The 22,694-nt window shown below is 41.6% G+C and carries 20 protein-coding genes; 13 read left to right on the top strand and 7 right to left on the bottom strand.

The genetic code is table 11. The features are described from left to right. Positions 1 to 28 precede the first annotated feature (28 nt). A complete protein-coding gene (locus NST34_RS21765) occupies positions 29 to 448 on the bottom strand; it encodes a MarR family winged helix-turn-helix transcriptional regulator (RefSeq protein WP_076284623.1) in 420 nt (139 codons plus the stop codon). A gap of 164 nt (positions 449 to 612) precedes the next feature. Between NST34_RS21765 and NST34_RS21760 the strand changes: the two genes are divergently transcribed. Continuing rightward, complete coding sequence (locus NST34_RS21760) at positions 613 to 2,076, top strand: MFS transporter (RefSeq protein WP_341128762.1); 1,464 nt, start codon at positions 613 to 615, stop codon at positions 2,074 to 2,076. A gap of 28 nt (positions 2,077 to 2,104) precedes the next feature. On the opposite strand, the gene NST34_RS21755 is transcribed toward NST34_RS21760, so the two are convergent. Next, complete coding sequence (locus NST34_RS21755) at positions 2,105 to 3,178, bottom strand: glycosyltransferase WbsX family protein (protein WP_341128761.1); 1,074 nt, start codon at positions 3,176 to 3,178, stop codon at positions 2,105 to 2,107. A 13-nt stretch (positions 3,179 to 3,191) separates the two neighbouring features. Then, positions 3,192 to 4,043, bottom strand: coding sequence for a glycosyltransferase family protein (locus NST34_RS21750; RefSeq protein ID WP_341128760.1), 852 nt, complete (start codon positions 4,041 to 4,043; stop codon positions 3,192 to 3,194). Between the two features lie 392 nt (positions 4,044 to 4,435). Here NST34_RS21750 and NST34_RS21745 point away from each other — a divergent pair, with 392 nt between their 5' ends. Further along, positions 4,436 to 4,846 (top strand): hypothetical protein, encoded by a 411-nt coding sequence (locus NST34_RS21745; protein WP_341128759.1) that lies wholly within the window; start codon positions 4,436 to 4,438, stop codon positions 4,844 to 4,846. A 91-nt stretch (positions 4,847 to 4,937) separates the two neighbouring features. Here NST34_RS21745 and NST34_RS21740 read toward each other — a convergent pair whose 3' ends face one another. After that, entirely contained in the window at positions 4,938 to 6,293 is a 1,356-nt protein-coding gene (locus NST34_RS21740) for a PFL family protein (RefSeq protein ID WP_256716384.1), read from the bottom strand. Between the two features lie 13 nt (positions 6,294 to 6,306). After that, positions 6,307 to 6,576, bottom strand: a complete 270-nt coding sequence (locus NST34_RS21735; RefSeq protein ID WP_042189980.1) for an ACT domain-containing protein — start codon at positions 6,574 to 6,576, stop codon at positions 6,307 to 6,309. Positions 6,577 to 6,793: 217 nt separating this feature from the next. Here NST34_RS21735 and NST34_RS21730 point away from each other — a divergent pair, with 217 nt between their 5' ends. The 6 genes from NST34_RS21730 (at position 6,794) to map (ending at position 16,967) form a co-directional block, all read left to right on the top strand. Next, positions 6,794 to 8,425, top strand: a complete 1,632-nt coding sequence (locus tag NST34_RS21730) for a diguanylate cyclase (RefSeq protein WP_076284628.1) — start codon at positions 6,794 to 6,796, stop codon at positions 8,423 to 8,425. 21 nt (positions 8,426 to 8,446) lie between these two features. Then, positions 8,447 to 8,821, top strand: coding sequence for a response regulator transcription factor (locus NST34_RS21725; protein WP_341128758.1), 375 nt, complete (start codon positions 8,447 to 8,449; stop codon positions 8,819 to 8,821). Next, positions 8,808 to 12,065 (top strand): ATP-binding protein, encoded by a 3,258-nt coding sequence (locus NST34_RS21720; RefSeq protein ID WP_341128757.1) that lies wholly within the window; start codon positions 8,808 to 8,810, stop codon positions 12,063 to 12,065. The genes NST34_RS21725 and NST34_RS21720 overlap by 14 nt, the downstream gene beginning before the upstream one ends. A gap of 267 nt (positions 12,066 to 12,332) precedes the next feature. Further along, entirely contained in the window at positions 12,333 to 14,195 is a 1,863-nt protein-coding gene (locus NST34_RS21715) for an assimilatory sulfite reductase (NADPH) flavoprotein subunit (protein WP_341129579.1), read from the top strand. Positions 14,196 to 14,240: 45 nt separating this feature from the next. Further along, positions 14,241 to 15,965, top strand: coding sequence for an assimilatory sulfite reductase (NADPH) hemoprotein subunit (cysI, locus tag NST34_RS21710; protein WP_341128756.1), 1,725 nt, complete (start codon positions 14,241 to 14,243; stop codon positions 15,963 to 15,965). Positions 15,966 to 16,220: 255 nt separating this feature from the next. Next, positions 16,221 to 16,967, top strand: coding sequence for a type I methionyl aminopeptidase (map, locus tag NST34_RS21705; protein ID WP_042129378.1), 747 nt, complete (start codon positions 16,221 to 16,223; stop codon positions 16,965 to 16,967). Between the two features lie 81 nt (positions 16,968 to 17,048). Here map and NST34_RS21700 read toward each other — a convergent pair whose 3' ends face one another. Continuing rightward, positions 17,049 to 17,453, bottom strand: coding sequence for a CBS domain-containing protein (locus NST34_RS21700; RefSeq protein ID WP_042189973.1), 405 nt, complete (start codon positions 17,451 to 17,453; stop codon positions 17,049 to 17,051). A gap of 181 nt (positions 17,454 to 17,634) precedes the next feature. On the opposite strand from NST34_RS21700, the gene NST34_RS21695 reads away from it, so the two are divergent. From NST34_RS21695 to NST34_RS21675, 5 genes are all read left to right on the top strand, one after another. After that, the gene (locus tag NST34_RS21695) at positions 17,635 to 19,743 is read left to right on the top strand and encodes a methyl-accepting chemotaxis protein (RefSeq protein ID WP_076300542.1); all 2,109 of its coding nucleotides are present in this window, start codon (positions 17,635 to 17,637) and stop codon (positions 19,741 to 19,743) included. A 283-nt stretch (positions 19,744 to 20,026) separates the two neighbouring features. Beyond that, positions 20,027 to 20,227, top strand: a complete 201-nt coding sequence (locus tag NST34_RS21690; RefSeq protein ID WP_036685790.1) for a cold-shock protein — start codon at positions 20,027 to 20,029, stop codon at positions 20,225 to 20,227. A 121-nt stretch (positions 20,228 to 20,348) separates the two neighbouring features. Then, positions 20,349 to 20,576 carry a helix-turn-helix domain-containing protein gene (locus NST34_RS21685; protein ID WP_042189969.1) on the top strand — a complete coding sequence of 76 codons (228 nt, stop codon included), beginning with the start codon at positions 20,349 to 20,351 and terminating at the stop codon, positions 20,574 to 20,576. 204 nt (positions 20,577 to 20,780) lie between these two features. Further along, the gene (locus NST34_RS21680) at positions 20,781 to 21,872 is read left to right on the top strand and encodes an LCP family protein (RefSeq protein ID WP_081383041.1); all 1,092 of its coding nucleotides are present in this window, start codon (positions 20,781 to 20,783) and stop codon (positions 21,870 to 21,872) included. Between the two features lie 44 nt (positions 21,873 to 21,916). Next, the gene (locus tag NST34_RS21675) at positions 21,917 to 22,402 is read left to right on the top strand and encodes a DinB family protein (protein ID WP_076300541.1); all 486 of its coding nucleotides are present in this window, start codon (positions 21,917 to 21,919) and stop codon (positions 22,400 to 22,402) included. An 18-nt stretch (positions 22,403 to 22,420) separates the two neighbouring features. Here the strand turns inward: NST34_RS21675 and NST34_RS21670 are convergent, their stop codons facing one another. After that, positions 22,421 to 22,630 carry a hypothetical protein gene (locus NST34_RS21670; RefSeq protein ID WP_076300540.1) on the bottom strand — a complete coding sequence of 70 codons (210 nt, stop codon included), beginning with the start codon at positions 22,628 to 22,630 and terminating at the stop codon, positions 22,421 to 22,423. Between the last annotated feature and the right edge of the window lie 64 nt (positions 22,631 to 22,694).

Here is a 22,694-nt window from a genome sequence, read left to right as displayed (position 1 = left end):
TACTTTTGAGACAGTTTCTTTTTTTGTCCTATTCTTCGTCAGTGCTGATTTTTTGAAGTAAGTAGCGAAGCTGCTCTACTTCCTCGCTGGTTAATTTACCAACTAGGCTCTTGTTGTAATCATCTAAAATAGACTGAAGAATTGGCGAGAAATCGATTGCTTTAGGCGTTGGATACAGTAGTTGAGAGCGTCGATCATTAGGATCTGGTTTACGTTCAATATAACCCGAATTCTCTAATTGCTTCACGGAGCGTGCGGTGGTGGCTTTATCGAATTTTAGTTCAGAAGTTAGTTGATCTTGTGTAATCCCTGGTCTGGAAGTAATTAGTTTTAGAAAACTATGTTGCCCGCCACTACCTATTCCATAGGGCATGAATTTTTTTACCAATTGCTTTTGATTTTGACGATGAAAATAGGAAATCAACTTTCCTATAGGCTCTTTTTCCAAGATATAGACACCTCTTTGGGTTTATAGTTCGCGCATTTGCTACTCTGAGACAAAGTGTACAATAAAGTCGTTGCGTGCGCAACTAAATTGATGTACACTGGGTAAGTAAGTTTTGTTGCGTACGCAACTAAACGTTGATTTTATATTCAATGAGGTGTTAGTTTATGAGTTCTATTAGCGCAACCTATCAGGAAGACAAGGAAATTCAGAAGAAACGCTGGATGATTTTAATTGTTCTGAATATTTTCACCTTCATGTCCACACTAGATGGTAGTATTGTCAACATCGCTCTGCCAGAATTATCGAAACAATTGAAGATACCTATGGCACAAATCGAATGGGTAACCACAGGATATTTGATGGCAATTTGTGCTGCGATTCTTTTCTTCGGGAAGCTTGGAGATATTGTCGGGAAGATTCGAATCTTTAAGATTGGTACGATAGTTTTTGTTATTGGTTCTATGCTGTGTGGATTTAGTTTAAGTTTACCTGCATTACTTGTTTCACGTGTCATTCAGGCGATCGGAGCTTCGATGACAATGGCGAACAGCCAGGGAATCGTTACGGATATCTTTCCTGCCAATGAGCGGGGGAAAGCGCTTGGTTTCATAGGTACATTCGTGTCTCTGGGAAGCATAGCTGGCCCTAGCTTAGGTGGGATTATGGTTTCAACATTAGGCTGGGAGTATATCTTTTGGGTGAACATTCCTATTGGAGTGATCGCTATCCTGTTAGGCTGGAAGGTACTGCCTAAGGATTTAACAAGGACGAAATCTACAATAGACGTTCCAGGTAGTTTACTCTTCGCTATTTTTATCATAAGTTTGTTCGCAGGGCTATTATTGGGACAGCAGCTCGGTTATGGCGATAGCTTAATTGTGACGTCTTTAATCGTAGCTATAGCCAGCTTCATTGCTTTCTTATGGACGGAGCTTCGCCGGAAAGAACCGCTACTACAATTATCATTATTTAAGAATCCGTTGTTTTCATTAAGTATTTTATGTGGGTTTCTCGTGTTTACAGCGAACTTCTGCTTTAATATCATCGCGCCGTTTTATGCACAGAATATGCTGAATCTATCGCCCTTTGAAGCGGGATTCCTGTTGATGCTGTTACCGATATGTATGGTAGTCGTAGCACCAATAAGCGGTGCTTTATCGGATAAAATCGGGTCTGAATTCCTAACTTTTGCAGGGCTGGTAGTCATGGTTATTGCTCAGTTTGGATTAGCTGAGCTTCATGAAGGAAGCTCTGTTGTGCTGGTAGGCGTGTGGATCGCTATGTTAGGAATAGGGAGTGGTCTGTTTCAGTCGCCAAATAATTCACTTGTGATGTCTAAGGTGCCTAGAACTCAGCTTGGTTCTGCGGGCAGCGTCAACTCGCTTGTTCGTAATGTGGGGATGGTCGTCGGTATTACGATAGCTACGACGATTCTCTTTCATGTGATGAGCAGTGAAGCTGGTTATCGGGTAACAGGTCTAGTTCCAGGTCGACCAGAGTTATTTATCAGTGGGATGCATGTAGTGTTCATGACTTCGGCATCCATATGCTTTGTGGCTGCACTGCTAACGGGTTGGAGAATGATTAGTGCAAGAAGCGCCAGAGTGCAGACTTCGGAAAGACCATAAGGAATAAAAGAAGAAGATCCTTCTGACGCTACGGCGTGGAAGGATCTTCTTTGTGATGATATTGAAGGGCTTTCTTAATGGCTTGCAAGTATTGATACCGATAATGATCATCCGGTTCTAAATAGGCACCCTCAGCCCACTCGTTCCAAGCGTTAATATAAATAAAATCACTTTTGAACATCTTCTTGGTCCTCTCAATTTGTCGTGACAGGTATTGACCGAATTTGTGAGGATTTGCACCTAAAGTACTTTGTCCGGCAGCACCTTTGCGTGGTGTATTATCCCAGTTAACAAATGCTCCTGGATATATAATTTCCCCATCCCTATGAGGTGTCCGTTCTAACATAGATTCCCATAATTCATCGTAATCAATGACAATATGCTTTTGATCCTCCACCTGCTTGGAACTCCATAAGTGCTTTACACCGCCATGTGCGAATGTGTAGTGAGGCTCGAATTCTAGACTGGCGTCGAACCCGTGCTCTGTATTTAGGGGGAATCCGCCCAGAGTCCGGACAAGATGAAGGCCCTGAAGTCCGTTTTGCTGAGCCAAATCACGCCAACATTGAAGCATCTCATCACACCGAGGGATGCTGGAGGATCTATAGATAATGAATACTGGTTTGCCGTCTACACAAATATATCGTTCATCTTTGAAGGCCTCCAACAAAGCATAAAAATGCATTCGCCAATCCCGTTCTTCTCCATATTCTTGTGGCATCAAGACATCTTCTTCAGTGCCATCCCAGCTACGTGTCCAAGGTTCGTTAGCCCAAGATAGACAAAAGGGGAAGTCAGGCTCTTTGCTGGCAAGAATCTGCTGAACCGGTTGTTCCAGAAGTCGCCTGCCATTGAACCAATAGTGATAATAACAAAAACCATAAATGCCATGAGCTTTTGCAGTTTCTGCCTGCCATTGTTTCACGTTAGGGTCCGTTAAATCGTAGTAGTTATTATTTAATGGTTTTTTCGGTTGATCATGTTCAGGATAAAGGGCTGTAGCCTTCCTGACATTTGTCCATTCTGTAAATCCCTCTCCCCACCAGGAATCGTTCTCTGCTATCTGATGAAACTGAGGCAATACAAAAGCGATGCATTTCAAGTCAAGTCACCCCCTATGGTTCCGTGAATATTTTTTTGAGAAGCAGCTTTCCCTGCTGAAGATAAGAATGATTGTACTTCACTTCCTTTAGAGCACGAGAGGCCGAACTTCTCCTTGCATCACTATGAGCAATATAGTACTTGAAGCTCTCAGAGAGCTCTTTAAAGTTCTGGAAACGAATAAGGCCTTCTTCTGAGATGGGGTAACTTTGAAAATGGAGATGATCTTCCACGAACTGAAATACACCGCAAGCAGCGACCTCCATAATTTGCTGCACAGATCCTGTGCAATTGATGATGATCCTTGCTCCATTATAATAGTTAGATATTTCTGTTTTATCGTAGGTGATGTCTATGAAATTTTTGGTGGGCTCCCACCCGCTACCAAAGGTCATTATCTTGAGACCATGAAGTAGTTCCGAATGAGCTAGGGTTTCAAGAACACTATTCATTTGAAAATGGCCGAGAATGAGTACGTCACTGTGGTAACGGTTCTCCACACGTCTTGGATAATAGAGTTCTGTATCTGGAGCATAAGGGAGGTAGCACGAATGTTTCTCACGTAAACCTTGATAATAGATTAGATTAGCTATGTTCTGTGTGAAAATATAATCGAATAACAGCGCTAGATTACGTTCTGTTCGCGTAAGGCAGGTCGCATCTGCCATCCATACGGCCTTAGGAGCGTTATAAGCTTTGAGGGCAGGAATATTCTCCTCAGGGAACAGGGATTCTGATCCCAAGGCTAGTATCAGATCAGGCTGATACTGTGCTAAATATTCTTCTAGATTATGATGTAACTTAATGGCAAGCACTTCTTTGACCAGATGCCTTAGCTGATCTTTAAAAAGTCGTACATTAGGCATTTTATCACTTATCTCTGAGGGGACCAGAAGCAATACTCTTAATTGCTTTAGTTCCCGTGTTATGGTTTCCGCTCTGTAAGAGTTCTCGAGAATGAGATTATGGTGTTGCGATTGATGAACTTGGCTGATGGAGACTTCGTGAGTTGAGGGCCTTTGAGGAGTGAGCCTAGTAGCTGTCTTCTTCATAATTCCTCCTGTATTCATTGGAGCCAGTCGTTCGCTCTAGCACCTAGTCTTGCTAATCATTATATGTGTAGGGGGTTCATTTGACTTTAGGTATAAGACCATTAATCTGAATCTTGAAGGAAAAAGCGGATTTAGTAAAAGATGTATATCTATCTATGACCGGATTGTCTTGTCTAACATAAAATATACTATAAAACCTGAAAGGGATGATCGTCTTGCCAACCTTCGATAATATTCTTGTTACAGGAAGTCAGACCATTCAAAATGATCTGCATGTTAACGGGAATGAGACTATCGATTCAAATCTGCACTTGAATGGTAGTCAGACGATAATGGGAAGCCTTAATGTGAACGGTAGTGAATCTATACTTGGTCATTTGGGTGTAACCGGTGAAATTAGTGGTGCAGGTACCATCAAAACTGCGACCCGTTTGATCGCGGTGAATCAGGCTTTGTCACCAGTTTCAGCACCTACGAGCCTTCAGCAAGTCAGATATTTTGCTGTGGGAGTTGCAAGTCAGACAGGACTCGTGCTGAAGGGCACGGATGGAAATGACTATGTATTATTTATCGATTTGACCGGGGGAACACCTAATATTGGGATCCAGCGGGCCTAAATCTGATAACATTAACATCTTCAAGCTCTGAACAATAAAAAAACAGCAAGTCGCCTAGATACAAATAGGGACTTGCTGTTTGAGGTTTCTATTAGTTCTTAAAGCTGTGAATTGGAGCAGGAATTCGTCCGCCTCGGTTGATAAAGTTGGCACAATTGAAGCCGTTGACAGCCATGACAGGCGCATATCCAAGTAGGCCGCCAAATTCTACGATTTCGCCTACATCCTTGCCAATGACAGGAATGACGCGAACAGCGGTTGTTTTGTTGTTGACCATTCCGATAGCAGCTTCATCGGCGATGATGCCAGAGATCGTCTCTTTGGTGGTACTTCCCGGAATAGCAATCATGTCCAGTCCCACAGAACATACACAGGTCATGGCTTCTAGCTTCTCAAGCGTAAGAGCACCACGCTGTACGGCTTGAATCATTCCGTGATCTTCACTAACTGGAATAAAGGCTCCACTGAGTCCGCCAACATAGGAGGAGGCCATCACGCCACCTTTTTTAACATTGTCATTTAGAATCGCCAGAGCTGCTGTTGTTCCTGGTGCGCCAGCTTCTTCCAGACCCATGACTTGAAAGATCTCCGCAATGGAATCCCCAATTTCTGGTGTTGGAGCCAGAGATAAATCGATAATCCCAAAAGGCACGTTCATCCGTTTTGATGCTTCCTGCGCAACTAGTTGTCCCACACGCGTAACTTTAAAAGCAGTCCGTTTGATCGTTTCACACAAGGTTTCGAAGTCCTGACCTTTTACTTCCTCTAATGCACGCTTGATTACACCCGGGCCACTGACGCCAACGTTGATGACACATTCCCGTTCACCGACCCCATGAAAGGCTCCAGCCATAAAAGGATTGTCCTCGACAGCATTACAGAAGACAACCAGCTTAGCACAGCCGATGGAATCCCGATCCTTGGTGCGTTCCGCAGTTTGAATAATGATATCACCCATTAATTTCACAGCATCCATATTGATTCCACTTCTGGAGGAGCCGACGTTGACGGAAGAACAGACTCTTTCAGTGACTGCGAGTGCTTCTGGGATACTGTCGATTAGAATACGATCACCTTTGGTGCACCCTTTTTGCACAAGCGCAGAGAAGCCGCCAATAAAGTTAACGCCAACTTCTTTGGCAGCCTTGTCCAAAATTTCCGCTACAGGCACATACGTATCCGTCTTCACGGCACCAGCAGCAATAGCAATAGGGGTCACAGAAATCCGTTTATTAACAATGGGTACACCGAATTGTCTTTCCAGATCTTCACCTGTTTTGACGAGCTTCTCGGCGGATCTAGTGATTTTGTCGTATACGTTTTGGTTAAAAGTTCTCATATCTGTATGTGCACAATCCATGAGGCTGATCCCCATCGTTATAGTACGTACATCCAGATTCATTTCACGGATCATCTTATTCGTTTCTTGTACTTCCACCAGTGATATCATGGTCATCCTCCTAAATGCGGTGCATAATATTAAAAATATCCTCATGCTGAAGCTTGATTTCCACGCCGATCGCTTCTCCGATCAAATGTAAATCCTCAACAATATCCTCAAATGCTTTAGTCGCGCCAGAAATGTCTACAATCATCATCATGTTAAAATAATCTTGTACAATCGTCTGAGAAATATCCAGAATGTTCAAATTGTGCTCGGCAAGATATGTACATACCTTGGCAATAATTCCTACTTTGTCTTTTCCTAATACAGTAATAATCCCCTTCATAAATACAGCCTCCCTTTGTATATGGTGATTACGCCGTGTAAACGGAATGAACCATTCCAATTATTATTACAAATGCTGAAGCAAGCTTCAACCAAAGGTTTTTTGTCTGTTTGATCATTTTTATATAAAGTCCTATGAATTTAAAGAAAATTCGATTGACAGTATATGAAAAATATGATGAAGTGAGAGATTGATACGATACTCTGAAGGAGTAAATATGACTACACAAAAATATAAAAATATGGTTGAAGAGCGGACCAAACAAACCCTCCAGGAATGGTCGGAACTGTCGGAAGTTAACGAGAAGGACATTTATCGTTTTTTGCATAATTTGAAAGGTACGGCAGGAACAGTGGGGTTACAAGAAGTTGAACAGTTTGCCGATGCAACGTTGCCCTATTTCATGGAAAGTAGCCTTAAGAGCTGGTCTATTGAAGAGTGGGGCGATTATTTGTATCCGCTTATTCCACTGTTTAACCAAGATTCATCGGTTTCTCTAGGTTCAGTTAAGACGTTAGACAAAAAAGGAAATGATGATGCGCTCCCACATAATGATATTTTGCTTATTGATGATGATGTAGAATTAGTGGCTTATTTAAAAGAATCATTGGAGAAGCAGAACTATTATGTAAGCATTGCCTTGTCCGCTGAACGGGGTCTCAAGATTTTTTATGAAACCAAACCGGATCTAATTCTTCTGGATATACTTTTGCCTGATATCAGCGGAATTGAGGTCTTGAATCAAATTATCGGCAAAGCCAAAAAAGAACGTATTCCAATCATCATTATAAGTGGGGAGTACTCCAAAGCGACTCAACTGCATGCGTATAGGCTGGGTGTGATGGATTTTTTATCGAAGCCTGTAGATATTGATTTATTTCTGGCTTTGATTAAAAACCGCTTTGAGTTAAAGCGGGAGTGGCAGGAATCCATCATTGTGGATGAATTGACGGGTGCGTTTAATCGAAAACACTTTAATCAAGTGATGAAGCAGCTGATTTGCGATTTTAAGCGCACGGAACGGGTGTTTTCTTTAGCACTGATTGATCTGGACTATTTCAAAAAGATTAATGATACATATGGTCATCTAATCGGAGATGAGGTATTACAGTCCTTGTCTGAGCTTGTAAAGGGTTCGATTCGCATGGAAGATACCTTTTGCCGCTTCGGTGGAGAAGAGTTTGCTGTGTTTCTGCCAAATACGGATGCGAGTTCTGCATTGACAGTAATAAACCGTATTCAGGAGCAATTTGCTGCCACTGACTTTTTTGCGAAGAATGAAGTCTTTCATGTGACCTTCTCGAGTGGGATATCAGAGGTAACAGAAGCTGAGAATATTGCCGATAAAATTGTAGAAGAAGCAGACCAAGCTCTCTATGCCAGCAAAGATGCCGGAAGGAATCAGACTACACTCTACACGGACCATTTATCGTCGACTAAAAAGCATTCGGTTCTAAATGTAATTGTTGTGGATGATGATGCGTTGATTCGAAAAATAGTGACTCATCAGATTGATACTTGGGAGCCGGAGGATATTGCTGAGGTGAATATCAGCAGTTATGCGAATGGGCTGGATTTCTTGCAATCGGATTGGTATTCCATAGATGAGAAATATATCATTCTACTGGATGGTGTGATGCCGGATCTTGATGGCGTTGAAGTCCTGGAAAGAATTCGCAAGACGTATCCTGAAGTGAATATATTAGTGATCATGCTGACAGGGAGAAATAATCAGGCGGATATTGTACATGCCCTGCAGATGGGTGCCGATGATTATGTAGTAAAACCTGTCCATATGCCTGAGCTGTTGTCCCGAATGGAACGGTTGGCTCATAGATTTTTGTTCTAACACGAAGGGAATTGTGCGAATATGCAAAAAATATTGGTAGTGGATGATGAAGAAGTATTACGGATGTTAATCGAGGATACATTGGAAGATTTGGAGAATGTTGAGATTCACACAGCGGAGAATGGGTTGGAAGCTCTAACTAAGCTGTCTACGGATCCTTATGATTTGGTGATTCTGGATTATATGATGCCGGAAATGACAGGGATTGAAGTGCTTCAGCAGCTGGATGAGGAGAAGAAGAAAAGTACAGCTATATTAATGTTAACGGCCAAAGCTCAAGATGTAGATCGAATTCGAGCAGTTGAAGCAGGTGCGCGTTACTTCATGCCGAAACCATTTAGTCCGATGGAACTCTTGCAGATTGTGGAGGGGATCCTGAGTGGTGAAGAAAAGTAACGCTAATCACAGCATCAAAAATAAATATTTCCGCATCATTGTATTAGTGTTTTCTTTAATCATTCTTATGGGAACTGTTTTTTTTATTTTCATAAACTATGAGCAAGATGAATTAAGTAGAGAACGTGAAAGTTTGCAGTATAAAGCAGACACGATCAGCGAGATGGCGAGCACGTTAAATGAGGTGTTTTTCCGAGCTAGGGGATTCACTTTGCTTAAGGACGAGAATGAATTAAAGCTCTTAAATGCAGCCTTAGTAAAATTTGATCAAATACTGGATACGTATTCTAATCTTAATTTATCCGCCGAAGAAGCCTTGTTTAGAGATGGTTTAAAATCATTTTATGTCCAGTATAAAAATAAAACCTTACCGGAAGCAATTCGGCTTGTCGAGGCTGATGATTATGCTGCTTTAAGAGTACTATCCGGAGATGGTATTACTAAATCAGTGAATGATTTTCTAACGTATACGAAAGAGTACAGACAGCGATCCGATGCAGCATTAAATACCATGGCTATGGATTATATTAAACGAGCTAACGAATTCACCTTTATCGCCTTCTTTTTTAGCACGATTATTCTACTGTTCTTTACCTTTATGATCTGGCGGATTCTTAAGAATTTGATTAATCCTATTTTGAAGCTGGAAGGGGCCACTCATTCCTTGGCTGCCGGTGAGGAAATTCTTCTCGGCAAGCTTAAGCATCAAGATGAAATTGGTCGGCTTTATAATGCATTTCTAAATATGGCCAGAAGTATTCAGGACAAAGAAGAAGAATTGATGATGCAGAATGAAGAGCTGCACGCGCAGCAAGATGAACTTCAGGATCAGCAGTATAGACTGCAACGTTCGCTTAGTGAAATAGAGAGTATGATGAAGGCACTTGATCAATCCTCAGCGGTGGGGATCCTTACAGATAAAGGCGTATTTACCTACGCGAATGATAATTTAAGTAAATATACCGGCTATAAAAATTCTGAAATTATCGGTTTTACCTATAAGTTATTTGAACTCTATAATATATCTAGAGAACAAATGCAGAAGATCTTCAACAAATTATATACGGGTGGGGTATGGAGCAATGAACTCCAGATTCTGACTAAAGACGGATTGCCAATCTGGATGCATCTGACTGTCGTGCCGTATCTGAACAATGAGGGTGTGATTTACCAGTACATTTTTATCGCGTATGATGTCACCTCTATGAAGAGTGTACAGCTGGAGCTAGCGGAAACGCTGAAGAATACGGAACAGACAAAAAAAATGCTTGAGCTTAATAATCAGCTGAATCATGACATTACTTACACCTTAGATAAACATGAATTTGCAGATAAGTTTATTCAGTTCATGCATCACCTGTATTCATTTGATTCGAGTTTCTTCCTTCTTGTAAAAGATAAGATCGCGGCTGTTAATGGGATTCCTCAGGAAAATGTAGAGCGTTATCTCGATAATGAGAATAATGAAATGTTATATCGTTTGAAGACGGAAAAAACCTATCTGATTAAGCGTCTAGCTACGCAATCGGAACAGGGGATTTCTGCGGATGAGGTCTACTGTTATGATTTCTATACCACTGTTGTAAATGCAGAAGATGAGATTCTAGCTGTATTTTGCGGGACCCGGATTGGACATTCTTTCAGTAAAGAAGAGATTAATGAGGTTCAAGGAATGATGAACCGCGTAGCTCTGGCGATTGAACGTTTGTTCATGTACGAAGAGATTGAACATGGGCGAAAGCTGAACCGCGATATCGTGAATAACGTAAACGAAGGCATTCAGTTCGTGAGTACAGAAGGCGTGATGCTTCAGATGAATAAGGCGCTGTGCAACATCGTTAACTATGACTGGATTGAAGGTACACTGACTCCTAGAAAAGAATGGATGGATTATTTCATCGAACGCTCGAATGAGAACCTTGAGCTTCGGTCGTTTTTTGAACAAGCAATCTCTGAGGATGCTCTGGAGTCCAGCAGTATGCAATACTCTATTGGAACGGAATCCAAGAAGCATATTGATGTTTATGCGATTCCTGTTTTCCGCCGGGAGCTTAGAATTGGTACATTGTTTGTATATAGAGATATCACTAGGGAGTACGAGCTGGATCTTATGAAATCTGATCTTGTCAGTACGGTAAGTCATGAGCTGAGAACGCCATTATCGAGTGTATTAGGATTCACGGAACTGCTATTGTCCAAAACCATGAAGCCTGAGAAGCAACTGAAGTATTTGGAGACGATTCATAAGGAAGCGAAGCGGTTGACTGAGCTTATTAATGATTTTCTGGATCTGCAGAGAATGGAGTCAGGGAAGCAGCAGTATATCACGGAGCATGTAAATCTTAGTGAAATTGTCCTTGGGGTTATCGATCAATATAAACTTAGTAGCACACATCATGTGCTATTGGTGGATGAGGCTCTGAATGCGGAGGTAGATGTGGACAAGGATAAGATCGTCCAAGTTCTAACGAATTTGTTAAGTAATGCGATCAAGTTCTCACCCTCTAACAATGAAGTGAAGGTACTGCTGCATAATGAGCCGGATCATATTATTGTGCGTATCCAGGATAATGGTCTGGGCATTCCAAAGGATCAAATCGGACAGCTATTCCAAAAATTCAGACGAGTGGACAACAGTGCCTCCAAAAGAATTGGTGGAACAGGTCTCGGTCTTGCCATCTGTAAAGAAATTATTGAGAAACAAAAGGGAACCATCGGTATTGATTCGGTAGAGGGTGAAGGGACAACCGTTTGGTTTAGCCTTCCAATCCTTAATGCAGAAGCAAGCCGGCAGCAAGATGAGCTGAATAAATGGAATGCTGATAAAGAGCTCAAACCGAATGTAATGATTGTTGAAGATGATTATAGTCTTTCGTTGCTTTTATCAGAAGAGCTTAAAGGGAAGGGGTTCCGTGTTACCCATCACTATCATCCACAGCAAGCTTTTGATCAAGCCTTGAAAACACCATTTGTTGCGATCGTGGTTGATTTGATGCTTGGTGAAGAACTGGACGGCTGGGATTTGATCCGAATGCTAAAAGAGGATTCGAGAACAGAGAATATTCCGATTGTTATCTCTTCTGCTCTGGATCAATCAGACAAGAACCAATTGAATGATGTGATACAGAAGTATTTAACGAAGCCTTATCCGCCAGGTGAGTTATCGAATACGCTTGAAGAGATTGTGAAGATAAAGACAGGGGTAGGCGAGGTATTATTTCCCGAAAGTAAGAAGGATTTATAGTTTTTATTTATCACAATATTTTATAAATAGTATCATTTTTTATAATGAAACCGATCAAAACAGGGCAAATCATACTGTTTTGATCGGTTTTTACGTACTTTATTGATACTTTTTCAATAATTAACAATTTTTAGGTGAAAATGACTTCATTGATCGTTTACAAATATTGTGATAGCCTGATTTTATGAGGTTCTAAAAAAGGCTCAGATAAATTCAATTGAGGCACGGATCATAACCAGATTTCATGTTTAGGAGAGGTGGATATTGTTGCAACTACAGGTAACGAACAGTCCTTTTAACGAGAACCAAGTCGAGCTTCTCAATCGTCTTCTACCAACCTTAACGGAGACGCAGCAAATATGGCTCAGTGGATATTTGTCCGCGATTGGACGTACTACGGCGGCAGCGCCAGCAGGTGCTGAACTTCAAGTGCCATCGAATACGATTGGAAACACAGAGGTTGGCACTTCCGTAACGAGCCAACCAGCAGCCTCACGGGAAGTGACCATATTATTTGGTTCGCAAACGGGGAATTGCCAGCGACTTGCGGGGAGCTTGTCCCGCAAGCTGGAAGAGCAAGGGTTTCAGGTCACACTCTCCGCGATGAACAATTTCAAACCTACAGCGCTTAAAAAGGTTGAGAATCTACTTCTATTGGTGAGTACTCATGGAGAAGGTGAACCACCTGATAATGCAAGGATTTTTCATGAATTTCTTTACAGTAAGAGAGCTCCTCAATTAGAGAACCTGCGGTTTTCAGTTCTGGCTCTGGGAGACACCTCTTATGAATTTTTCTGTCAGACGGGTAAAGAGTTCGATCAGAGGTTAGAGGAACTTGGTGGTAAGCGCCTAAGTCCACGTGTGGATTGTGATCTCGATTATGACGATTCCGTTGCCGAATGGTTTGAAGGTGTAATTGGTGCATTAAATGCAAATTTAAATGCTCCAGCCATTGCTGCAAAAGCGGTTCAAGCCGCGGAGGACGCAGAGTCACAAGAACCTCTATATACTCGTAATAATCCTTTTAAGGCAGAGGTACTGGAGAATCTGAATTTGAACGGACGCGGTTCGGACCGGGAGACTCGCCATTTGGAACTATCGCTTGAAGGCTCTAATATACAGTTTGAACCTGGGGATGCACTGGGAGTATACCCAGAGAATCATCCTGAACTGGTGGACGCTATTATTCATACTATGGGCTGGAATCCTAATGATAAGGTTCCGTTTAATAAGAAAGGTGATGAAGGAGCCTTACGTGAGGCACTTCTGCATCATTATGAAATCACTGTATTGACCAAACCTTTGCTGGAGCAAGCGGCAAAGCTGTCTGCTTCAAACAAGCTGAGTGAGTTATTAGCTCCAGACCGTGCTCCGGAGCTTAAAGCGTATATTCAAGGACGCGATCTACTCGATTTGATCCAGGACTTCTCACCGTGGGAAGGTCCAGCCAGCAGTTTTGTGACGATTTTGCGGAAGCTTCCTGCACGGCTATATTCTATCGCCAGCAGTTATAAAGCTAACCCGGATGAGGTTCATCTAACCGTCAGAGCTGTACGTTATGAGGCTCACGGTAGGGAACGTTACGGTGTCTGCTCAGTGCATTGCGCAGAAAGAGTAGAGCCGGGAGATACTTTGCCTATTTACATTCAGCATAATCCTAACTTTAAGCTGCCGACTAATCCGGATGCGCCGATCATCATGATCGGACCAGGCACAGGTGTTGCACCATTCCGCTCTTTCCTCGAGGAACGTGAAGAACTGGGAGCGGAAGGGAAATCTTGGCTGTTCTATGGGGATCGGCATTTTGTAACAGATTTCCTGTATCAGACTGATTGGCAGAGAATGCTAAAGGATGGCGTTCTAAGTAAGCTGGATGTCGCCTTCTCACGTGATACCGAAGAGAAAGTATATGTACAACATCGCATTTTACAAAAGAGTCGTGAGGTTTATGAATGGCTGCAAGAAGGTGCTCATATCTACGTTTGTGGTGACGAGAAGTACATGGCGCATGATGTTCATTCTGCACTGCTTACGGTGATTCAGAGTGAGGGCGGACTGAGCCCTGAAGCGGCAGCGGCTTATCTGGAAGATATGCAACAGACGCAGCGTTACCAGCGTGATGTCTATTAATGGATAGATGGAGTTATCGAATGACTTCGGGGGGAGATAACAACAATGGCAAACAATGAGAAGGTTAAGCCGATCGGCGGGCCTCCAAGTGATGTTGAGCATATTAAATCGGAGAGTAACTATCTGCGGGGTGCATTAGTTGAGACACTAAGCAATCCGATTACGGGTGGTCTGCCTGAAGATGATAATCGGCTGCTTAAATTTCACGGAAGCTATATGCAGGATGACAGAGATTTGCGCAATGAACGGGAACGTCAGAAGCTGGAGCCAGCATTCCAGTTTATGCTTCGCGTAGTTGCCCCAGGTGGTGTAGCTACACCGGAACAATGGCTGGTGATGGATGATCTGGCACAGAAGTATGGTAACGGAACCTTACGTCTGACTACAAGACAGGCATTTCAAATGCATGGCGTTCTCAAATGGAACTTAAAAAAGACCATTCGAAGCATCAATGATACGCTAATGACAACCCTTGCAGCTTGTGGGGATGTCAACCGTAACGTAATGAGCAATCCGAATCCTTATCAATCTGAGGTGCATGCAGAAGTCTATGAATGGGCGCGCAAAGTTAGTGATCATCTATCCCCACGTACTCCCGCTTACCATGAAATTTGGCTAGACGGTGAAAAGGTAGTGGATAGTTTAGGAGATCGGGCAGAAGTTGAACCGATCTATGGTCCGGTATATTTACCGCGTAAATTCAAGATTGGTCTTGCGGTGCCTCCTTCAAATGACGTAGATGTGTTCTCGCAGGATCTAGGCTTCATCGCTATTCTTGAGAATGATAAGCTGGTAGGGTTCAACGTTTCTGTAGGCGGCGGTATGGGAATGACGCATGGCGATACCAGCACGTATCCTCAGCTTGGCCGTATCATTGGTTTTTGCCGTCCTGATCAATTGATCGATGTAGCGGAGAAGACAGTAACGATTCAGCGGGATTATGGAAATCGTTCTGTCCGCAAAAATGCACGGTTCAAGTATACGATTGACCGCCACGGTCTGGAATGGTTTGTCGATGAGCTGCATGATAGACTCGGATGGCAGCTTGAGGCGGCACGTGAGTACCATTTCGACCATAATGGAGACCGCTATGGCTGGGTGAAAGGTACCAATGGAAAATGGAATTTGACGCTTTATATCCAAAGCGGACGGATTCATGACCAAGAAGGGTACACATTGATGACTGGACTGCGGGAAATTGCCAAGATTCATACCGGGGATTTCCGGCTTACGCCGAATCAGAATTTAACGATTGCTAACGTAACCACTGCTAAAAAGCGAAAAGTGGCTGAGCTGGCTAAACAGCATGGACTTACGGACGGAGCTCATCTGTCTGCGCTACGACGCAGTTCGATGTCTTGTGTGGCGCTACCAACCTGCGGACTTGCAATGGCTGAAGCAGAACGTTATTTGCCTTCGTTGATTGATAAGCTAGAGCTTGTCCTTGATGAAGCTGGTCTACGTGATGAGGAAATCGTGATCCGGATGACAGGCTGTCCTAATGGGTGTGCAAGACCGGCACTAGGCGAAATCTCGTTTATTGGTAAAGGTCCAGGTAGATATAATATGTACTTGGGAGCAGGGTTTACGGGAGATCGCTTGAACAAAATGTATAAAGAAAACATAGATGAAAAAGAAATTCTGGAGACGCTGGAGCCAATTCTTCATCGTTATTCGAAAGAACGTCTGCATAGCGAGCATTTTGGAGATTTCGTGATCCGTGCAGGTTATGTCAAAGCGGTTTCGTCAGGTCTTGATTTTCATGACTAATCTAATTTAGACTGAAATGGGTGTCCCAGAGCCTGCATTATGGCTACTGGGACACCTCTTTGTTGGTTGGCATTACCCTAACCACATTTTCATAAGAATAAGGGAAGTTTTTTAGTTTCAGACAGGAATAAATATTTTTTTTGCTTAATGATTTGGATTTCTCGTGTTTTTCTTTCATAATATAAAGGGGAAACTAAATACAAAAGAAGAGCCATTGCCCGAGAGTGATGTGTTCTGTACAGAAGAGGCGATATTATGATTATCATGAAAACGATGGAAGAGATCGAAAAAATGCGTGCGGCGGGAAAAATTCTCGCTGAATGTCATCGTCAAATTGCGCAAATTCTACAGCCGGGAATTACTACCTGGGAGATTGATGAATTTGCAGAAAAATTTATACTGTCTCAAGGAGCAACTCCTGAGCAAAAGGGATATAACGGATATCCGTACGCAACCTGTGCCTCTGTAAATGATGTAATCTGCCACGGATTTCCGAAAAAGGAACCACTTAAAGATGGAGATATAGTAACCATAGACATGGTAGTTAACTTAGATGGCTGGTTGGCAGATTCCGCTTGGTCATATGGGATTGGCAACATTAGTGAGCAGGCGACTAAATTGCTAGACACCACAAAAGAATCTTTATTCCGTGGTATCGAGCAGGCAGTTGCAGGCAACCGTATCGGGGATGTCGCTCATGCTATTCAAGTTTACGCAGAGTCTAATGGTTTTTCTGTTGTGCGTGATTTTATTGGCCATGGGATTGGTTCAGAAATGCATGAAGCACCAGAGGTACCTCACTATGGTCCGGCTGGCAGAGGACCTCGTCTTAAAGAGGGGATGGTATTTACCATTGAACCGATGCTGAACACAGGCAGCTACAGAACAAAAATTGATGCGGATGGTTGGACTGCACGTACCATTGACGGCGGTCTGTCAGCACAGTATGAACATACATTAGCTATCACCCCTCAAGGAACCATTATTCTGACTGAACTATAATTTAGGGTAGAAAAAAGACCTGATTAGCTTCATCTTCTCATGATGTTGCTGATCAGGTCTTTTTGTTGTTCAATTAATCAGTTAATCAGTAATGTTGCGAGTATAATATTCAATGATATCTTTTCGACGAATAATTCCGACAAACACGCCTTCTTTATCAATCACAGGAACAAAATTCTGATCTGCGGCGAGCGTCAGCATATCCTCCATTTCGGCATTTATGAGAACGCTCTCGTTATGAACATGCTTCTGGATATCGCTTACTGGAACTTCTCCTATATTGTCAAAAGTTAGACCTGCTGTGTTTTTTAGCTTCCACAATAGATCCCCTTCCGAAAGTGTTCCTACATATTTTCCTTCATTATCAATAATAGGGATAGCCGTATAATGGTGCTGCTCTAATTGTTCTAAGGCTTCCAGCATGGATAGTGAGTTAGTGATATAGGCAACTTGATCTTTAGGCAACAAAAAAGAGGATATTTCCATCGGCATGAACTCCTTTGTATTGAGATTTTTTTAGTTAGGCTACTTTTATTTAAACATACTTTTTGAAGGGATAGGTGTTTTAAATTTTATTATTTAATTATAGGTGAAAAGACCTATTTAATGATAGTCGTATTTTGTCGATTAAAGATAAGGTATATTATCCTAGAGTGGAGTTGTTCAGATGGCGTTATATCGTAGGCTTTCTTTAACGGTTAAATTTGTTCTGGTAGTAAGTTTAGTTATCATTGTTATCTTTTTCTTTAGTCTAATCGCGAATCTGCTTAATCTTCGAAGTGTGAGCATATCGAACGGTGAACTAGAGGCGGAAGTTGCTGGGCGAAGTTATGCGGAAACTATTCAGAATAGTATGGTAGACATAGAGTCGGCAGCAAAGGTATTCACAGATGTACTGGTTGAATCAAGAGAACATCAAACTTTGAGTCGTGAAGAAGTTATTTCTACAATGAAATCGATGCTTGAGAACAGACCCGAGCTTTTTGCAATTAGTACATTGTGGGAACCCAATGCCTTCGATCAAAACGATCAGGCTAATATCAATAAGACGCCATATGATGATGGTACGGGGCGTTTTATTCCTTATGTTCTTAGAAATCAAGGTTCAATAACGGTTGAACCCTTAAAGAATTATGATGTAGAAGGTGCGGGTGATTATTACCTTTTACCTAAAAAAGAGAAAAAACCGATCTACATTGAACCCTATTCCTATGAGACGACTGGTGGGGCTATAGAGATGATTTCGGTTATGCTGCCCATTTTGGACAAATCGGGCACTTTTCTTGGGACGGTAGGATTTGATGTTTCGTTATCAAAGCTCCAGGAGGATGCTGATAAATATAAACCTATGGGTGGATACGTTTCTCTAGTCACGGGTAATGGTAAATATGCAGCTAATCCTAATGATCCAGAAAGTGTACTTAAAGATTTCGGTGATACGGAAGAGAAAGCTGCACTGTGGAGACAAGTGAAGAATGGGAAGTCGGTTCAGGGGTACACCAATAATTCCAAAGGAGAAAATGTACTTCGTATTTTTGTTCCGATTCCACTGCCAGAAAGCGATCAGGTATGGTATACGCAGACTGCGATTCCTAAAGCTACAATCATGGCTGATTACGAACAATCGAAAACAGAATCATTTATTATCATGCTTGTTGGGATGCTGATTCTAGGAATAGTTATAGTCTTACAATTATGGTTAATGGTGATCAAACCGCTTCGAGTATTATCTGAGAAATTGCAGCTTATGGCTCAAGGGGACTTAACACAAACATTGCAGGTTCGAAATGATGATGAATTCGGTAAGATGTCTTCACATTTTAATCAGATGACATATAAGCTTCGAGAAATGTTTGGACTTGTGGCTGATTTATCGATGTCAGTGGGTGCTACTTCTGAAGAGTTGACAGCGAACGCGGAACAGACAGGGAAAGCTGCTGAACAGATTGCTGTGGCTATTGGACGAGTCGCCGAGGGAGCGCAACTGCAGAATGGTTATGCAGGAGAATCTTCTCTGGCCATGAGCGATCTTAGCATTGGAGTGCAACGTATCGCTGACTCTTCATCAGCGGTGTCTGCATCTGCAGACGAAGTAACCGATCAAACGAAGAGAGGCAGTGCACAGCTTCAAATGGCGGTGAACCAGATGACAGAGCTTAAGCAATCCGTGGATGAGACGAGTCTGGCGATTGAACGACTAGGTGAAAGATCTGTACAGATTAGTGGGATTATTGGTCTGATCTCGAATATCAGTAAACAGACTAATCTATTAGCATTAAACGCAGCAATTGAAGCATCCAGAGTGGGTGAACAAGGTCGTGGATTTGCTGTAGTAGCTTCGGAAATACGCATGTTGGCGGATCAAACGAAACAAGCTGCCGAACAAGTTACTGAATTAGTCGAACATGTGGTCCAAGATACTAATCAAGCCTCACAGGCTATGGCTGTTGGTAATGAGCAAGTACGTATCGGTGTGCAGGGTGTATCTGACAGTGATCTTTTGTTTACATCGATTCTTGCTGAAATGACACAGGTTACAGATCAGATTCAGGAAGTATCTGCAGCTGCACAGCAGATGACTGCTGGTACAGAGCAAATTTCAGCTAGTGTAAAAGTATTAGCTGAACTTGCATCAGAAGCGTCCGCAGATTCACAAAGTGTTGCAGCAGCCTCAGAGGAGCAGCTTGCTTCTATGGAAGAAATCTCAGCTTCGACGGAATCCCTCAGCTCAATGGTGCAAGATTTGCTGGACAAATTGTCTTATTTTAAAATTTAAACTGATGTGATATCGTGATTACAGGTGGGAAACCCTGTCCTTTTCTAAAGGATTAGGGTTTTTCCATTTATTACATAATCTAAAAGGTATCTACATGCCATCGGATGTGCTATAATCAATATATCGAAAGTAGTTGCCTGCTAATTCACATAGCGTAGAGGGTTATTCTTAAGATGACAATAACCTTGTACCATATGTGAATTTTTATTTTTTTAGAGATTTTGTAAGAGATTTTTTTGGGATAAGAATAACATGTAAATTAAAAAAAGGTGGTAATTATATTATGCAAACAGGAACAGTGAAATGGTTTAACGCAGACAAAGGCTTTGGTTTTATCGAGGTTGAAGGCGGAGAAGACGTATTCGTACATTTTAGCGCAATCACTGGTGACGGATTCAAATCTTTGGATGAAGGACAACGTGTAGAATTTAACGTAGTTCAAGGCAATCGTGGTCAACAAGCTGAGAATGTTGTAAAACTCTAAAGTTGTGAAAAGAATCCCCAAACTTATAGTTTGGGGATTTTTTTAAATAAAAGAAATTATAAGTTTCACACAATACTTTATGTCTTATATTTCTCGCTTAGTAGAAAGGTGGCGGATGTAAGTGCAGGTGTTTGAAGACTGGAATTTAAAAGTGAAGAAAACCTTTAACGCTACAAGCAACAAAGAAGTATTGACTGTGTCTGAAGCCGGTAGCTTGCTTGGTCTGTCTAAAGATCAAATGAAAAGCTATGTAGACCAGCATAAGTTAACCAAAGTCCCAATTATGAGAAGTGTTGTCAGGTATCTTTTACTGAAAAGTGAAATCGATACGATCCTGAACAAAACCTAATGTAACCTCAATATACTTTGCAGACCCATCCTTGATAGGATGTGGTCTTTTTTTTGCCTCAAAAATTTCTTATAAAAAGAAACTTATCGATCCAATGATCGTCTATAATAATGGGATATTTAGGTAATGGAGGGTAGGCACAAATAAAAAGTGATGTTCATTAATGGTGAGAAGTCGCATAAACAGAAAGGGTAATTCATTCAAATGAAAAATAAACAGAGCACTCATCCACCTGCTTCATTTGCATTAAGTAGAATCGAGAAAAAGAAAGTGAAAAAGAATAAAATCAGCAAGAAAATGAAGATTTGGTATTTTTCGATCGCTACCTTACTTCTTGTTGGACTGGGATCCTTTATTTTCCGTAAAGAACTAATGATTTTTGGGTTTGATAATGTTGTAGCACCAACTATTGAACACACCCTTGAAGAGTCCTATGTGCCGTTGGAAGACACTGAAGAATCTGGATTACAAGCAACGACGGAAAATAAAGACCGTCCTTTCTCTATCCTTCTACTAGGCACCGATCAGCGTGGCAAAGAAAACGGACTTTCTGATTCCATTATTTATACAGTTATTCGACCTATAGACCATAAAGCACTGCTCGTCTCCATTCCCCGTGATTCATATACTGAAATTATTGGAGCAGAAAATATCAAAGGAGCACGAAAAGAAACCAAGATTAATGCAGCGCATTCCTACGGTGGTCCTCAGATGAGTGTGGATACCGTTAAGAATCTACTGAACGCACCTATTGATTACTATGCTACTATTAATTTTAATGGGCTTGTGGGTGTTACAGATGCTCTTGGAGGAGTGGTGCTTCCAATCACCAAGGTGATAGAGAATAAGAGCCCCGATCATGAGAAACTAAGAATTGAGCCGAACAAACCGATCTATTCCGGTAAGGAAGCTTTAATGTATGTAAGATATCGGGAAGATTCTGATTTTAAGAGAACAGAGAGACAAAGGATTTTCCTAAAAGCAGCGCTTGATCGGATGAAAAGAATAGATAATATTCTTAATATACAGAACATTATTGAAATTGCTGGCAGTAACTTTAAAACCAATATGAAGTCAGATTTTATTTTGGATTTGGCTAAGAAGGTAATTCTTGAAGGTGGAACCCCTGAAATAACGAGTCATATGCTCCAAGGGGAAGGAAAACATACGGATCAATGGTATTATATACTCGATGAAAATGATGTAAAGCGTACCCATGATATGATCGAGATTTGGCTGAATCCAGAATCTACGGAGGCTGATCTAATAACTGCTTCTAAGGATGATGCTGCATAATATTTTTGCTATTCTATTTTATATTCACACGGAGGTTAGCTTCTATGGCAGTAAAATCAAAGGAGCAAATGATACTCGAATTTAAGTCTCTTATTCCATTCGTGAAATCATTAGAAGAGGTGCCAGATAAACATTGGGATAAGCCCATAGCTACTGGTAAATGGACCGTGAAGGATATTCTCTGTCACCTCATGCTCTGGGATAAATATTTCTATGAAGGTGCTATTAAGAAGATTATTTTGAAAGAACCACTAACAACGAAACATTTGGATTTTAACGAATTTAATGCTAACGCGATTGAGTATGCCAAATTGTTATCCAAGCAAACCTTGATAGAACAATTTGTGCTCTACAGATCTAGAATTTTAGATACAGTCTCTGGATTAACGGATGAAGAATGTGATTTGGAATATAAGGATGGAGACCGCAAGAAGTTCAGTGTTCGCAAGTATATGAGAAGTTTTATACCACATGATAAGCATCATAAAAAACAGATTGAACAATTTCTAAAATACATACAGCAAGGTTGAAAGTTTGCCTTTTATGGCTTAAACTTTAGCGCGATTCTGAACCAATTTCATGGATTGGCGAATGAGTATTGGGCCGAACATGCTGCCGGCTGAGGCGGCTATAAAGGAATGTAAGGGAAACCTAATGGCAAAGTAAATGACCGTTCCAGCTACAAAGTCAATAAGAATGAATTTCTTGATCTCGGATAGTGGGATTGTGACGAATACAAATGATTCTTTATTTTTCAAGTGGTTGACCTCCTATTTGATAACGCAGTATATAAATCCACTGTTCATTCTATTTTGAGAACAA

Origin of the sequence: Paenibacillus sp. FSL H7-0714 (assembly GCF_038003765.1) — a bacterium.
Taxonomy (GTDB): Bacteria; Bacillota; Bacilli; order Paenibacillales; family Paenibacillaceae; genus Paenibacillus_AQ.
This window is presented reverse-complemented; position numbering and strand designations above follow the sequence as displayed.

Bases quoted from the DNA above. Each gene is read 5' to 3' on its own strand.
- NST34_RS21675 (WP_076300541.1), top strand. From the start codon at position 21,917: ATGGCAGTAAAATCAAAGGAGCAAATGATACTCGAATTTAAGTCTCTT.
- NST34_RS21700 (WP_042189973.1), bottom strand. From the start codon at position 17,453: ATGGAAATATCCTCTTTTTTGTTGCCTAAAGATCAAGTTGCCTATATC.
- NST34_RS21745 (WP_341128759.1), top strand. From the start codon at position 4,436: ATGATCGTCTTGCCAACCTTCGATAATATTCTTGTTACAGGAAGTCAG.
- map (WP_042129378.1), top strand. From the start codon at position 16,221: ATGATTATCATGAAAACGATGGAAGAGATCGAAAAAATGCGTGCGGCG.
- cysI (WP_341128756.1), top strand. From the start codon at position 14,241: ATGGCAAACAATGAGAAGGTTAAGCCGATCGGCGGGCCTCCAAGTGAT.
- NST34_RS21690 (WP_036685790.1), top strand. From the start codon at position 20,027: ATGCAAACAGGAACAGTGAAATGGTTTAACGCAGACAAAGGCTTTGGT.
- NST34_RS21680 (WP_081383041.1), top strand. From the start codon at position 20,781: ATGAAAAATAAACAGAGCACTCATCCACCTGCTTCATTTGCATTAAGT.
- NST34_RS21760 (WP_341128762.1), top strand. From the start codon at position 613: ATGAGTTCTATTAGCGCAACCTATCAGGAAGACAAGGAAATTCAGAAG.
- NST34_RS21695 (WP_076300542.1), top strand. From the start codon at position 17,635: ATGGCGTTATATCGTAGGCTTTCTTTAACGGTTAAATTTGTTCTGGTA.
- NST34_RS21735 (WP_042189980.1), bottom strand. From the start codon at position 6,576: ATGAAGGGGATTATTACTGTATTAGGAAAAGACAAAGTAGGAATTATT.
- NST34_RS21725 (WP_341128758.1), top strand. From the start codon at position 8,447: ATGCAAAAAATATTGGTAGTGGATGATGAAGAAGTATTACGGATGTTA.
- NST34_RS21750 (WP_341128760.1), bottom strand. From the start codon at position 4,043: ATGCCTAATGTACGACTTTTTAAAGATCAGCTAAGGCATCTGGTCAAA.
- NST34_RS21730 (WP_076284628.1), top strand. From the start codon at position 6,794: ATGACTACACAAAAATATAAAAATATGGTTGAAGAGCGGACCAAACAA.